Origin of the sequence: Cupriavidus sp. SK-3, from assembly GCF_000611145.1 — a bacterium.
Taxonomy (GTDB): domain Bacteria; phylum Pseudomonadota; class Gammaproteobacteria; order Burkholderiales; family Burkholderiaceae; genus Cupriavidus.
The window spans coordinates 31,616-45,155 of sequence record NZ_JFJV02000106.1; the positions used below are offsets into that span (position 1 = coordinate 31,616).

Here is a 13,540-nt window from a genome sequence, read left to right on the forward strand (position 1 = left end):
TCGGCCATCCCGAAGACTTCCTTCAGCACCAGGTGCAGCGCACCGCGTGACAAGGGCTTTTCCTTGCCGATGATCGGCAGCACGATGGGGCGGGCGGCAGACCGTGGGCGCTGCGATAGCGCGCCAGCTGTTGAGGATCGTTAATTCCGCTAGCGGTGACCGCTATATCCGCTAGCAATCACATGGATGTAAACCATTGATCTATATTGCGAAACGGCCGTTCAGTGGCGATTTTTGCCGTTGTGCAAGAGCAACGCCATTTTCCGGCCATGTCCAACGATTCCGCTAATACGGCGCGGCAGATCATTAATTCCGCTAACACGGGCTACGCCGAGCCGGTGTCGGCGCAATTCTATTGCCGGCCGGGCAGGGCGGACGGGGAGGGTGATAGTTCGGTAGAGCCATGCGTATGACCTCGCGAAAGATCGGAAAAATGGGGGGTATTCTCGCGGTCCGCGTTCACGCCACGACCTGCGCGCCAGGGATATCTCCATTGAAAGCACTCGCGAGCATCGGCAGGAGAAGAGAATTTTTCCTTCATCTATCCTGGCTGGCATCATTTGCGGAATTTGAGGTCGCCATTAGCCGAAATAACGATCTGCAACAACAGCACCGCCAGCAGGAACGCGCATCTCCGGGCGGAAATTGCCGCATCCCGGCGGCCGCGCCATCAAAGAAGGGGCGGGACATGTAAGAGCCGGCGGAGTCACAGCAGCCCACTATGCTCTCGTCGCTGCACAACGCTCGCGCCTAGCAATATCGATCAGCCGAAAAGACTTTCTCCAGAATCACTCCCAGATCCGACTCGAATTGTTCTCCCTCCCTTTCGAGCCAGTCACAGAAGGTCTTCACCACCGGGTCATGCTGGCGCTCCTGCCGCAGGATCATGAAATAGTTCCGGCAAGGCAGCATCCTGCGGCCAAACGGAATCACCAGTCTGCCGGAAGCCACATCGGAAGCCACCAGCGAGGACGGTCCCATCGCCACACCCAGCCCGTCGAGGGCCGCCTGCAGGGCGAAGTAAAGGTGTTCGAGCTGGAGCGACTGCGCGGGCACCAGGCTGTCTTGCCAGAACGCCTTCAGCCAGTCGTTCCAAACCGTCGGCCGCGCCTGGCAATGCAGCAGCGTGTGATGGCGCAAGTCGCCGATTCCCTCGAGCCTGCCGTCCTTCAACAGGCTCGGCGCGCAAACCGGGAAATGCATCTCAGGGATGAATTTTCGCTTGACCAGGCCGGGCACGGTATCCGGCTCGCGGCGGATGATCACATCGATATCGCCGGACAACTCTTCCACGGGTTCGAGGCCGGACGAGATGTCGACCTCGATGGTCGGGTGCGCCGCCCGGAACGACACCAGCCGCGGAAATAGCCAGCGCATGATGAAGGATGGCAACGCGTTGACTCTCAGCACTTCATGACGACTCAGGCTTCTGGATGCGGAGGCGATCGCTGAGAGCGCGGGACTCACCGAAGCCAGATACAGCCGTCCCTGGTCGGTCAACTGAACGCTCTGTCCGAGCCTGCGGAACAAGGGCACGCCCAGCCATTCCTCGAGCGTCTTGACCTGGTGACTGACGGCGCCGTGCGTAACACAGAGTTCCTCGGCTGCACGAGTGAAGCTCAGGTGCCGGCCGGCCGCCTCGAATGCCCGGATGGAGTTTAGTGGGGGAAGGCGGCTCATAGTCGTTAGAAAATCTCACACTGGTTGTCAGATTATATGCTTTGCCCTCCCTTTATTTCCCGTGATTCAATGCACTCCCGTTCGCTGCATGCCGGAGTTTTTCGGCGACTGGTGATGCCGGCCAGCGGCGTACCCGAGCGGCAGCGTGCGATGTGAGATTTTTGCACCGGGCCAGTTGAGCAGGGCACGCGATCCCATATCAGGCCATATCCGAATCGCTGCGCGGCAGCGACAGAACATATCAATGCATGAGGAGACCACGTGCTGAGCGGCAAGACCATTCTCGACCTTACCTGGGTGCTGGGCGGCCCTTTCGCAGGCCAACTACTGGCGCAGCTTGGTGCCGAAGTCATCAAGATCGAGCCGATAGACGGCGACTTTGCGCGTTCGGTCCCGCCCCTGTCGGACACGCAGGACTCGGCCTTTTTCTTGTCTGTCAACCGCGGCAAGAGGAGTGTAGCGCTGGACCTGAAAACCCCGGAAGGCAAGGAGGCCTTCTACGCGCTGGTGCGTACCGCCGATGCCGTGATCTATGGCTTCGCGCCGGATGTGCCGCGCCGGCTCGGGTTGGACTACCCGTCCTTGAAGGCCATCAATCCGCGCATCGCGGTTGCGCAGATCGTCGGGCTGGATGACAAGGGTGCCTACGCCAAGGCGCCGGCGTTCGACCTCGTGTTGCAGGCCATGGCGGGCGTGATGGACATCACGGGCGACGAAGGCGGCCGGCCCGTGCGGGTCGGCTACCAGGTGGCGGACCTTGCCGGCGGGCTGTACCTGGCGCTGGCGACGGTGGCGGCCATGCTGAAGGCGGAATGCACGGACGTGGGCGAACACGTGCAACTCTCGCTGTTCGACGCACAGATCGCGATGTTGAGCTGGCAGGCGCAGGGCTTCCTGTCGTTCGGAAAAGTGCCATCGGCGCTGGGCGCGCGGCACGCGATGATCGCACCGAGCGATGCCTACCCGACAGCCGACGGCCGCTATATTGCCGTGGCACCAACTGGCGAGGCGTTCTGGCAGAAGTTCTGTACCGCCATCGGCCGCGACGGCCTGATCGACGACCCGCGCTTCGCGAGTGCTTCCGCCCGCATCCAGCACGTGGAAGAACTGACGGCGGAACTGTCCAGCACCATGCGTACCCGGGCCGCCGCCGAATGGGAAGCCTTGCTCGCGGATGCGCGCGTGCCGGCAGCGGTGATCAAGCGTGTCGACGAAGCGCTGGCGCACCCCCTCATCGAAGCCCGCAGCATGGTAGAGACCACGGCAAGCCGCAGCGGCGACAAGTCCGCCCGCCTGCTCGGCAATCCCTTCAAATATGCCGGTGCCGCGCCGCTGAGCTACCCGCCCGCGCTTGGCGAAGACACGGTCGCCGTTTTGATGGAGCGGGCGGGATACAACGCCAGCGATATCGAGCGCATGGAAGCAGCCGGCGCGATACGTACCGCGCAAGCGGAATCCTGATATGGACCTGACCCAGGAATTCGACCAACTACTGGACACGAAGGCCCGCCAGTTGATCACGGCGGCCCGTGAGTTTGCCGTGGAAACGGTGTTGCCTGCCTCCCGCCAGGCAGCCGGGGCGCACGAGTGGGCCAGCGCGACGATCCGCGCGGCCTGCGGCATCGGCCTGGCCGGCATGGAAATCCCGGTAGCGCTTGGCGGGCACGGCATGCGCTATTTGGTGCGGGCCCGCGTGGCAGAGGAACTCGCACGTGTCGATTTTCCCTTCGCGTTCGCGCTGATCAACCATCACAATGCCGCGGCCCGGATCGCCGCCCACGGGACCGCGGTGGCCAAGGACCGCTTCCTGCCGCCCATGCTCGCCGGCGACTCTGTGGGTTGCACCGCAATGTCCGAACCGGAGGCTGGCAGCGATTTCGCCGCTATCACCACCACCGCGAGCCGCGTGACTGACGGCTGGCGCCTGGATGGCGTCAAGCGCTGGATCGCCAATGCCGCCGGCGCCGATGTGTTGCTGACCTTCGCCCAAACCAACCTCGCGAAAGGGGCGGCAGGTATCGCCTGCTTCATTGCCGACGGCCGGAATCCGGGTTTCACGCGCGGTCCGCTCGATCGGTTCGCCGCGATGGGTGCGGCCGGCATTGGCGGTTTCACGTTGAGCGCGTACCACGTACCGGACGACCATGTCCTGTATCCGCCGGGCGAGGGATTCGCGCAGGCGATGGCCGGGGTCAACAAGGCTCGCACGCATATTGCGGCCATGGCTTGCGGCATGGTGGCGGCCAGCCTTGAGATTGCGCTGGCTTATGCGCGCAAGCGCAAGACATTCGGCAAGTCCCTGCTTGAGCACCAGGGCCTGCGCTGGTCGCTCGCCGATGTGGCTACGACGCTGGAAGCCATGCGCATGTTTACGTATCGCGCCGCCACGCTGATCGACCAGGAGTGCAAGGAAGCCATCCTGGCTGCCGCGATGGCCAAGAAGTTTGCCGGCGAGCAGTGTCTCCCGGCGATCGCCGGATGCATGCAAGCGATGGGTGCGGTCGGGATGGGCGACGACAACGTGCTGGCAAAGCATCTGCTGGCGGCAAAGGCGATCGGATTTGCTGATGGCACAACCGAAATGATGAACGAGAGAATCGGCGCGACCCTGGCGTAGCCCGCCTGAACGCTCGCGTACATCAGACCGGTCCGGCCCGGAAAAGGCCGGCCGCCCCCGGGAAGATCCCATTTCAGTAGGAGAGGAGCGTAGATGTTTGATGCAATCGTCCTTGAGAAGGACAGCGGCGGCGCAACCCAGGCCGCCATTTCCCACCTGGATACCAAGGAGCTTCCGCCAGGCAATGTGACTGTGAGGGTTGAATTCTCGACGATCAACTACAAGGATGCGCTGGCGATCACAGGCAAGGCCCCCGTGGTACGGAAGTTCCCCATGGTGCCGGGCATCGACTTCGCAGGCGTGGTCGAGCACAGCGACGACGAACGCTTCCGGCCAGGTGACGCTGTCATCCTGAATGGCTGGGGTGTAGGCGAGACGCACTGGGGCGGGCTGTCGCAGCGCGTCCGTGTGAATGGCGACTGGCTGGTGCCCCTGCCCGCCGGGATGAGCGCACGCCACGCGATGTCGATCGGTACGGCGGGCTATACGGCGATGCTCTGTGTGAATGCGCTGGAGCGACATGGCCTGAGGCCGGATAGCGGGGACGTCCTGGTGACAGGCGCGAACGGCGGCGTTGGCACCATCGCCATCGCCCTGCTTGCGCAGCGCGGCTATACCGTGACCGCTTCGACCGGCCGTCTTGCCGAAAGCACGTATCTCACCGCGCTCGGGGCCGCGCGGGTGATCGACCGGGCAACGCTCTCGCAGGCCGGCAAGCCACTGCAAAAGGAATGCTGGGCAGGCGCGGTGGACTGCGTAGGCAGCCACACGCTGGCCAATGTCTGCGCCAGCATGAAGTATCGCGGGCTGGTTGCTGCCTGCGGGCTGGCCCAGGGCATCGATTTTCCCGCCAGCGTAGCGCCCTTCATTTTGCGCGGTGTGACACTGCTGGGCATCGACAGTGTCTACGCCCCACGCGCGGAGCGCGTCGAAGCCTGGGAGCGGCTGGCAAAGGAGTTGCCGGTATCGGTGCTCGCCGCCAACACCAGCGAGATATCGCTTGCGCAGGCATGCGCCGCGGCTGCGGACCTGATCAGCGGAAAGATCAGGGGACGGCTGGTTGTCAATGTCGGCGGCTGAAGACCCGCGTCGCGACCAGACAGGCCAGCCAATAGGCTAGGGCGCGCGACGTCACCACACAACAAGGAGGAGACAACTCATGAACGTGCCTGGAAAAGTCCGGTCGCTGCTGGCAGCGGCCATCCTATCGTCGTTCGCTGCCACGGCAGGGGCCCAAAGCTACCCCAGCCGGCCCATCCGTTTGATCGTGCCGTTCCCGCCTGGCGGCTCGGTCGATCATGTCGCGCGGATCATTGGCCCGACGCTGTCAGAGTACCTGGGCCAGAACGTCATCATCGACAACAAGGGTGGCGCCAGCGGTACGATCGGTACCTACGAAGCGGCCAGGGCTGCGGCCGATGGTTACACGCTGCTGATGGTATTCGACTCCCATGCAGTGAACCAGCATCTCTACAGGAACATCAAGTACGATACCTTCAATTCGTTCGACTACATCAGCCTGATGGTGAGCGCCCCCATGTTGCTTGCCACCGCGAAGAATTTCGCGCCGCAGACAGTGCCGAAGATGATTGCCTACGCCAAGGCCAATCCGGACAAGGTAACCTACGGATCCTCCGGCGTGGGGGGCTCCAACCATCTGTACGGGCTGGCGTTTGCCTCGCAGGCCAATTTCTCGGCCACTCACGTTCCCTACAAGGGCGGCGGCCCGATGCTGACTGCAATCCTCGGCGGTGAGATCAACTATGTGGTCACCACGCTCCCGGTAGTGATGCAATACGTTAAGAGCGGCCAGGTCAGGGCGCTCGCCATCGGCAGCCAGGCGCGCGTGCCGCAGTTGCCTGATGTGCCGACTATTGCGGAGTTCGTGCCGGGGTATGAGGCGAACTCATGGGTCGGCATGATGGTGCCCAAGGGCGTGCCCAAGGACGTGCTGGCGAAGATCGAGGCCAGCCTGCGCAAGACGCTGGAGTCCGCGGACATCAACGCGCGGCTCAGGAGCGAGGGCTTCAATGTCATTGCCAGCGACCCGGAGCAATTCCGCGAGAAGGTCAGGATGGAATCGGAGCGGCTTGGCCGGTTGATCAAGCAGAGCAATATTCGGGTGGATTGATCCGGCCGCGGCCGGGCGGGACCCATACGGCCGAACTGTAGGGCGGGGGCCCCGCCGGGGGGGCCCCCCCCCGCAACATATCAAACCTTGCCCGCTCGCCTCCCAATAAACTCAGCCATCACCCGCTGCGGCTCGCCGTCGGCATAGCACTCGAGTTGAGCCCGGATGCCTGCCACGCAGGCTTCGTCGAATCCCGGCTGGCTCATGGCCCGCAGGCGCTGCTTTGACATACGGATCGCCGTTGGCGGCTGTGCTGCCATCGCCTGCGCACGCGCGAGGGCGCGGGTCATCAACTGATCCGCTTCGCAAACCTCGGTGACCAGGCCGATCTCATAGGCGCGCGTACCCGAGATCAGGTCGCCTGACAGCGAAAGCTGCGCGTTATGCGTGTGCCCGACATGCAGGGTCATCAGGTAGGAGCCCACGATGCTGGCCAGGCCGGCTTTCACCTCGGGCTGGCCCAAGCGGCTTTCCGGCGTGGCGATGCGCCAGTCCGCGCACAGCGCGATCTGGAGGCCCGCGCCCGCTGCCACCCCTTGCACCGCGGCAACGCAAGGCTTGTCCAGGTCGCGGATCGCCTGGTACGTAGCCCGTTGATGGGTAAGCCAGCTGGCAATCTGCTTCCAGTCCATCGCCGCGGCCTCGTTCAGGTCCTGACCGGCGCAGAAGGCGCGCGAGCCCTGGCCGGCAAGCACCACGGCGCGCACGTCGTCGCGCCGGTTGAGGTCGCCAAGCGCTGCAATCAGCCCGGCACGCAGTTCCGCATTCACCGCGTTCATTCGCTCGGGCCGATTCAGCGTGACCAGCGCGACCGCGTCCGTCACGGTCACTTCGACGGCATTCTGTGTCATATCCTCACTCCTGCCTGGCGCGGTTGCCCCGTACCAGACTCATTTGAAAAAACCACATTAGTCCAGCGTGGCACCAGTCAGCTTGACCACCTTGGCCCATTTAGCCGTGTCGGCCTGGATCAGCCGGGTATAGTCAGCGGGTGTGCCGGGCATCGGCTGCGCGCCGAGCGCAGACAGTTTTGACTTGACTTCCGGCATGGCGAGCGCCGTCTGCAGCCGCAGGTTCAGGAGCTTGACGACTTCGGGCGGGGTGCCCTTGGGCGCGGATACGCCGAACCAGATCGTCACGTCGAAGTCCGGTAGTCCGGATTCGGCGATGGTCGGGACCTTGGGCAGCGCCTCGGAGCGGTGGGCGCCGGTAAGTGCGATCGGCTTGACTTTGCCCGAAGCGATAAACTGGACCTGGTTGGCGACGGTGTCGAACAACATGGAAATGCGGCCGCCGAACAGGTCGGTCAACGCTGCGCCGGTGCCCTTGTATGGGACGTGCGTGATATCGATGCCTGCCATTGACTTGAACAACTCGCCGCTCAGATGGTTCGAGCTGCCGTTACCCGCGGAGCCGAAGGTGAGGGAGCCCGGCTTCTGCCTGGCAAGCGCGATCAATTCCTTGATGTTGTTGGCCGGCAGGGTGGGCGAGACGACCAGCAGATTGGGTGTCGATGCTACCGTGCCGACAGAGTCGAGGGCCTTGATCGGGTCGGTCTTGAGGTGGCGGTACAAGGACGGATTGATGGCCATCGTACCGGTGGTACCGAAGTACAGGGTATAACCGTCGGCTGGAGATGAGGCCGCCACCTCGGTGGCGATATTGCCGCCCGCGCCGCCGCGATTGTCGACGATGACGGACTGGCTCAATTGCTGTCCGAGGTATTGGGCTACGAGCCTGGCCATCGAGTCGGTCGGGCCGCCGGGCGGGAAGGGCACCACTATCCTGATTGGTTTATCGGGATAGCCGGGCTGTGCATTGGCCAAGGGCGCTGCCGCGAGCGCACAGGACAGTACGAGAGCGCTCCGGAGTGAAGCTAAGGCATTCAAGGTCGTCTCCATGGATAGATGCTCGCCTCTCTGTGGAGGCGCGCCGGCAAGTGTAGAGATTGCCGGAGTTCAGCCATAGAGAGTGCGCGCTATATCAGATATCCTTTTCTTGCATGCACCGCCGCACTATGCGTACTCAGCCTCGGGCTCGCCGATCAGGCGACGCACGATGCGCGCGACCTCCCGCGCCGCGCGGCTGAGTGGCCGGTGCGTGGTGGTGGAAAGCACAACCAGCCGCGGCAGCTCCGGGTCGATAATGCGGCGAGCCTCGAACTGGCCAGCGGCAACTTCCTTGGCGACGGTCTGCGGGCTAAGCACAGCGTAGCAGCCCTGACGGCTGATGATCGACTTCTGCGCCTCCAGCGAATCTGCCTCGATGACCACGTTGATCCCCACGTGCAGGCGCCGCGCCACGTCGCCGACCGCGACGCGTAAAGCGTTGGGGCTCGCCGGGAGGACCAGCGGCAGCCCGTCCAGTTCACGGAAGCGCACCGTCTTGCCACCACTCTCGCTGTTTCGCATACCTACCAGCATCAATTGCGAGACGGTCAGTACTTCTTCAACGCTCGCTTGCGCGTGCCGATAGCGGCTGAGCAACGCGATGTCGGCGCGGCCTTCTGCCAGCCACTCTTCGATCTGGCCGCTGAAGCCCTCCAGCATGCGCAGCCGCACGGCCGGGTACACCCGGCGCACTACCTCGAACAGGTCGCCGGCGATGCCGCGCATCACCGAAGGCAGCAGCGCCAGCGTTACCACGCCCGATGGCGCCTGGCCCAGATCGCGCATATCCGCTACGAGCTGTTCGCCGTTGACCACCATGCTTCTTGCCCTGGGTAGGGCAGCCTCTCCCAGTTCGGTCAGTGTGACGCCGCGCCCGGTACGGTAGAAGAGCGGGCCGCCCAGCTCACTCTCCAGGGTGGCGATGATGCGGCTCAGCGACGGCTGGGTCAGCCCGAGCACGACCGCCGCCTGCGAGATATTCCCAAACTCCGCCACTTCGACAAGAGCGCGGAGAGCCTTGAGTTCCATACACGTATCCCATTCGAAATTTGTATATCTGGTATCCCGGTCATTCTATAGGAGCATGGGGGCGCCGTTGCTAAACTCGCCCCGTATTTGCTGCCGAGAGGTGTAAAGCTCTGGCAACGCCAAATAAAAAACATATCGGAGACAGCCCAAAATGAAGATCCCTCCTTGTCTGTTGCGCGCGATGGTAGTCCTTGCGGCGTTGCCGCTGGCCCCGGCGCAGGCGCACGCCGAATATCCCGACAAGCCGATCCGGCTGGTGGTGCCCTATACCCCGGGGGGTGTGACCGACCTGCTTGCGCGGGCGGTCGCCAAGGCGCTGTCGGAGCGGGTGCAGCAGTCGGTGATCGTCGATAACCGTGCCGGCGCCGGCGGCAACATCGGCGCCGAGGTGGTCGCCAAATCGCCCGCCGATGGCTACACCTTGTTGATGGGGTCGGCCGCGACCCAGGCGATCAATGCAAGCCTGTACAAGCGCTTGCCCTATGACCACATCAAGGATTTCGCGCCAATCACCCTGGTGGCCGAAGTGCCGAATATCCTGGTGGTCAATCCGTTGATACCGGCGCGCAACGTGTCCGAACTGATTGCCTACGGGAAGGCAAATCCTGACAAGCTGAGTTTCGGCTCATCCGGCACGGGCGGCACCATTCACCTGTCGGGCGAGCTGTTCAAGAGCATGGCCGGCGTGAAGATGTTGCACGTGCCGTATAAAGGCAGCGCGCCGGCAGTGTCGGACCTGCTTGCCGGGCAGATCAATCTGATGTTCGACAGTTCCGTCGCCCCCTATGTGAAGAGTGGCAAGTTGCGCGCACTGGCCGTCACCAGCGCCAAGCGCTCGCCGGTCTTGCCTGATGTGCCGACCATGGCGGAGGCCGGCTTGCCGGGCTACGAGGCCACCGCCTGGTTCGGCATCCTCGCGCCGGCAGGCACGCCGCCCGCCATCGTCGACAAACTGAGCAGGAACCTGGTTGCCATCCTACGCGACGCGCAGATGCGCAAATGGATGCAGTCGCAAGGCGCGGATGCTATTGGCGACACTCCGTCCGAGTTTGCCGCTTACATCAAGACCGAAACCGCCAAATGGGCCCGCGTGGTCAAGGAAGCGGGCATCAGCGCCGACTGAGCTGCGCCGGCGTGGCATCACAACTAACAATGCATATGGATACCAGACACAACTCTCTCGCTGCCGCACTGGCACCGAAGTCCGTTGCCATTATCGGCGCATCGGATAATCCGGACAAGGTGGGTGGCCGGCCCGTCGACTACCTCCGGCGTTTCGGCTATGCCGGCAATATCTACCCGGTCAATCCCGCCCGCAGCGTGGTGCAAGGCCTGCCTTGCTACCCCGATGTGGCCTCGCTGCCGGAGGCGCCCGATCTTGCCATCGTGGCGGTAGCCGGCGCCGCGGTGGCAACCACGGTGCGCGCCTGCGCCGCCAGAGGCGTGCGCACGGCCATCATTCTTAGTTCCGGCTTTGGCGAAACCGGTGAAGACGGCCTCCAGCAGCAAGCCGAACTGGCCCAGGTGGCTGCGCGCGCCGGGATGCGCCTGGTCGGCCCCAACTCCCAGGGTCTCGCCAATTTCAGCAACGGCGCCGTGGCCAACTTCAGCACGATGTTCACGCAACTGGCATCGCAAGACGGGCCGGTGGCTATCGTCAGCCAGAGCGGTGCCACCAGCGCCGCTCTGTACACCTTGCTGCGCGAGCGGGGGGTAGGCGTGCGTTATGTACTGGCGACCGGCAACGAGGCCGACACGACCGTATCGGAGCTGGCACAGGTTGTCACCGAAGACCCGGCGATCAAGCTGATCGTGCTTTACATGGAGAGCCTGCAAGATCCCGAAGTCCTGGCGGCGGCGGCCGCGCAGGCGCGCCGCAAAGGGATTCCTATCGTCATGCTCAAGGCTGGGCGCAGCGCCAGCGGCATGGCGGCGGCGCAGTCCCACACCGGCGCCCTGGTCAATGAAGATGGCGTAGTGGACGCCTTCCTGCACCGCCATGCAATCTGGCGCGTGGCCGATCCTGCGAGTATCGTTAATGTGGCCGAGTTGTACCTCAAGGGCATGCGGTCGCTCGGGCGCAGACTGGTAGTGGTGAGCAATAGCGGCTCGTCGTGCGTGATGTGCGCGGATATGGCGGACGAACTGGGCTTGCAGCTGGGAGAGCTGGCGTCGTCCACGCGCGAGCGGATCAAGGAGGCGCTGGCTTCATTTGCGACGAGTTCCAATCCGATCGATCTTACTACGGCGCTGCTCGGTAACAGCGGCGCGCTGGGCGGCGTGCTACGGGCGCTGGGGGAGGATCCCGCGGGCGATCTGTACCTGATCAGCCTGCCGGTGGCGGGCGCCGGCTATGACCTGGAGCGCCTCGCCGAAGATACGGCGGCCTTCGAGGCGGCGACCGGCAAGACCGTGGTGGTGACCGCCACCCTGGCGTCGGCGCTGGCGCCATTCCGGCGGCGCGGCCTGGTCACCTTCACCAGTGAACGGCAAGCCATGCTGGCGCTGGACCAGGCTTCGCGCCACTTCGCGCTGATGCATGCGGTGCTGCCCGCAGCGCCAGATGGCGAAGGCATCGTGCTGCCCGAAGGCGCCGCGCCTTTCCTCAGCGAAGCCGACAGCCTTGCCATAGCGGCTAGCGCCGGGCTTCCGGTGGCCGCATACCGGGTGTGCCACGACGTGGACCAAGCGCTTGCCGCCTGGCGGCAACTGGGCGGCGCGGTAGCGGTGAAAGCGTGTTCCGAAGCGCTGCCGCACAAATCCGAGTATGGGCTGGTCTTCCTCAATGCCAACAGCGAAGACGCCGTGCGCAGCGCCTTCGAATCCTGCCGCGACGGCATGGCCACGCTGGGGGTGCCGTGGGGCGGCGTGATCGTGGCGCGGATGGAGCGCGGCCGCCGCGAGTTTGCCATCGGCGGCAAGACCGACCCGGTGTTCGGGCCAGTGATCATGGTCAGCGACGGCGGCAAGTACATCGAAGCCATGCCTGACTTCTGCTTGCTGGTGCCGCCGTTCGACGCCGCGGAAGTGCGCACGGCGCTCTCACGGCTGCGTGTGGCGCCGCTATTTGCCGGCGTGCGCGGCGAACCCCCGATGGATGTAACGGCACTGTGCGATGCGGTGGTTGCCGTTGCAGCGGTCATGCAGCGCAGCGGTGGCGAAATCGCTTCGATCGACTTGAACCCCGTGATGGTCCGCTCGGAGGGGGAAGGCGTAGTGATCGTCGACGCACTGATCGAGCGCCAGCCGCATGCCCATTCCGTCAGCGTGAGCGGTAGCGCCCGCGCAGCAAAAACCGTTGAGGAAATGAAGTCATGAACACGATGAAACAGTACGTGCGCGTCGAACGCCAGCAAGCGATAGCCCTGGTGACGCTCGATCATCCCGAGTCGCTCAATGCCATCAGCGGCCAGATGCGCGATGCACTGATCGCCGCGCTGGAAGACCTCAATGCCGATGGCGCCATCCGCGCCATCGTGCTGACCGGATCCGGGGATCGCGCTTTCTCTTCCGGGCAAGACCTGGCCGAGGCGGCCAGCTTTAAGACCGAGGAGGTGGAAGGCTGGATGAGGCACCAGCGTGCCATGTTCCAGGCGGTGCTCAATCTTGACAAGCCGCTGGTGGTGGCTTTCAACGGCACCGCAGCTGGCACCGGTTTCCAGATCGGCTTGCTGGCCGATATCCGCGTCGGCTTTGCCGACATGTCGATCGGGCAGCCCGAAGTGCGTGTCGGCCTGGCCAGCATTCTCGGCTCCTACCTGATGACGCTGTTCCTGAGCCGGTCGCACAATGTGGAGATGTCCTTGCTCGGCCGCCTGATCACGGGCGAGCGCGCCTATCAGCTTGGCATCCTCAATGTCCTGGCCGAGCGGGGGCAAGTGTTGTCCAAGGCGATGGAGATCGCTGGCGAGTTCGCCGAGCTGCCCGTCAATGCCGTGCGGCTGACCAAGGAGCGTTTCCGCGTGCTGACCCAGCCCGGATTTGACGAGGCCTGTGCCGCGGTGATCCGCTATCACCGCGACGAATATGCCACCGGCGAACCCCAGGCAATCATGCGTGGCTTCCTGGATGCACGCGGCCGCCGTCGCCGCGAACGCGAAACCGCTGCTTAACGCCGACCGCGCGGACTGCGCCCGCACCCTGTGTGCGCAGTCCGCAGCCGGTGCGGACACTTCTTGATTCCGATTCGAGTTT

At 64.1% G+C, this 13,540-nt stretch carries 12 protein-coding genes and 1 pseudogene; 8 read left to right on the forward strand and 5 right to left on the reverse strand.

Going from position 1 to position 13,540, the window contains the following annotated elements:
- Positions 1–130 (reverse strand): annotated as a pseudogene (locus CF70_RS38940) (integrase); the annotation flags it as partial.
- 363 nt (positions 131–493) lie between these two features.
- Between CF70_RS38940 and CF70_RS35875 the strand changes: the two are divergent.
- Positions 494–694, forward strand: coding sequence for a hypothetical protein (locus CF70_RS35875; protein WP_152561773.1), 201 nt, complete (start codon positions 494–496; stop codon positions 692–694).
- Between the two features lie 56 nt (positions 695–750).
- Here CF70_RS35875 and gcvA read toward each other — a convergent pair whose 3' ends face one another.
- Positions 751–1,680, reverse strand: a complete 930-nt coding sequence (gene gcvA, locus CF70_RS11190) for a transcriptional regulator GcvA (RefSeq protein WP_035864194.1) — start codon at positions 1,678–1,680, stop codon at positions 751–753.
- Positions 1,681–1,941: 261 nt separating this feature from the next.
- On the opposite strand from gcvA, the gene CF70_RS11195 reads away from it, so the two are divergent.
- The 4 genes from CF70_RS11195 (at position 1,942) to CF70_RS11210 (ending at position 6,428) form a co-directional block, all read left to right on the forward strand.
- Positions 1,942–3,141, forward strand: coding sequence for a CaiB/BaiF CoA transferase family protein (locus CF70_RS11195; RefSeq protein ID WP_035864196.1), 1,200 nt, complete (start codon positions 1,942–1,944; stop codon positions 3,139–3,141).
- Position 3,142: 1 nt separating this feature from the next.
- Positions 3,143–4,297, forward strand: a complete 1,155-nt coding sequence (locus tag CF70_RS11200; RefSeq protein WP_035864197.1) for an acyl-CoA dehydrogenase family protein — start codon at positions 3,143–3,145, stop codon at positions 4,295–4,297.
- A gap of 93 nt (positions 4,298–4,390) precedes the next feature.
- Positions 4,391–5,377: an MDR family oxidoreductase gene (locus CF70_RS11205; RefSeq protein WP_035864199.1), complete on the forward strand. Its 987-nt coding sequence runs from the start codon at positions 4,391–4,393 to the stop codon at positions 5,375–5,377.
- A 79-nt stretch (positions 5,378–5,456) separates the two neighbouring features.
- A complete protein-coding gene (locus CF70_RS11210) occupies positions 5,457–6,428 on the forward strand; it encodes a Bug family tripartite tricarboxylate transporter substrate binding protein (RefSeq protein ID WP_051648267.1) in 972 nt (323 codons plus the stop codon).
- Between the two features lie 80 nt (positions 6,429–6,508).
- Here the strand turns inward: CF70_RS11210 and CF70_RS11215 are convergent, their stop codons facing one another.
- The 3 genes from CF70_RS11215 to CF70_RS11225 all read right to left on the reverse strand — a co-directional run bounded on the left by CF70_RS11215 (position 6,509) and on the right by CF70_RS11225 (position 9,346).
- Positions 6,509–7,279, reverse strand: coding sequence for an enoyl-CoA hydratase/isomerase family protein (locus CF70_RS11215; RefSeq protein ID WP_035864201.1), 771 nt, complete (start codon positions 7,277–7,279; stop codon positions 6,509–6,511).
- A gap of 57 nt (positions 7,280–7,336) precedes the next feature.
- The gene (locus CF70_RS11220) at positions 7,337–8,206 is read right to left on the reverse strand and encodes a Bug family tripartite tricarboxylate transporter substrate binding protein (protein WP_235184994.1); all 870 of its coding nucleotides are present in this window, start codon (positions 8,204–8,206) and stop codon (positions 7,337–7,339) included.
- A gap of 237 nt (positions 8,207–8,443) precedes the next feature.
- Positions 8,444–9,346, reverse strand: a complete 903-nt coding sequence (locus CF70_RS11225; protein ID WP_035864204.1) for a LysR family transcriptional regulator — start codon at positions 9,344–9,346, stop codon at positions 8,444–8,446.
- Between the two features lie 151 nt (positions 9,347–9,497).
- On the opposite strand from CF70_RS11225, the gene CF70_RS11230 reads away from it, so the two are divergent.
- From CF70_RS11230 to CF70_RS11240, 3 genes are read left to right on the forward strand one after another with little or no spacing between them, the layout of a single operon-like run.
- The gene (locus tag CF70_RS11230; RefSeq protein WP_051648268.1) at positions 9,498–10,469 is read left to right on the forward strand and encodes a tripartite tricarboxylate transporter substrate binding protein; all 972 of its coding nucleotides are present in this window, start codon (positions 9,498–9,500) and stop codon (positions 10,467–10,469) included.
- A gap of 35 nt (positions 10,470–10,504) precedes the next feature.
- Positions 10,505–12,664: an acetate--CoA ligase family protein gene (locus tag CF70_RS11235; RefSeq protein ID WP_051648273.1), complete on the forward strand. Its 2,160-nt coding sequence runs from the start codon at positions 10,505–10,507 to the stop codon at positions 12,662–12,664.
- Positions 12,661–13,458 carry an enoyl-CoA hydratase/isomerase family protein gene (locus tag CF70_RS11240; RefSeq protein WP_035864207.1) on the forward strand — a complete coding sequence of 266 codons (798 nt, stop codon included), beginning with the start codon at positions 12,661–12,663 and terminating at the stop codon, positions 13,456–13,458. The genes CF70_RS11235 and CF70_RS11240 overlap by 4 nt, the downstream gene beginning before the upstream one ends.
- The last annotated feature ends 82 nt before the right edge of the window (positions 13,459–13,540 follow it).

Bases quoted from the DNA above. Each gene is read 5' to 3' on its own strand.
- CF70_RS11215 (WP_035864201.1), bottom strand. From the start codon at position 7,279: ATGACACAGAATGCCGTCGAAGTGACCGTGACGGACGCGGTCGCGCTG.
- CF70_RS11225 (WP_035864204.1), bottom strand. From the start codon at position 9,346: ATGGAACTCAAGGCTCTCCGCGCTCTTGTCGAAGTGGCGGAGTTTGGG.
- CF70_RS11240 (WP_035864207.1), top strand. From the start codon at position 12,661: ATGAACACGATGAAACAGTACGTGCGCGTCGAACGCCAGCAAGCGATA.
- CF70_RS11230 (WP_051648268.1), top strand. From the start codon at position 9,498: ATGAAGATCCCTCCTTGTCTGTTGCGCGCGATGGTAGTCCTTGCGGCG.
- CF70_RS11200 (WP_035864197.1), top strand. From the start codon at position 3,143: ATGGACCTGACCCAGGAATTCGACCAACTACTGGACACGAAGGCCCGC.
- CF70_RS11205 (WP_035864199.1), top strand. From the start codon at position 4,391: ATGTTTGATGCAATCGTCCTTGAGAAGGACAGCGGCGGCGCAACCCAG.
- gcvA (WP_035864194.1), bottom strand. From the start codon at position 1,680: ATGAGCCGCCTTCCCCCACTAAACTCCATCCGGGCATTCGAGGCGGCC.
- CF70_RS11210 (WP_051648267.1), top strand. From the start codon at position 5,457: ATGAACGTGCCTGGAAAAGTCCGGTCGCTGCTGGCAGCGGCCATCCTA.
- CF70_RS11235 (WP_051648273.1), top strand. From the start codon at position 10,505: ATGGATACCAGACACAACTCTCTCGCTGCCGCACTGGCACCGAAGTCC.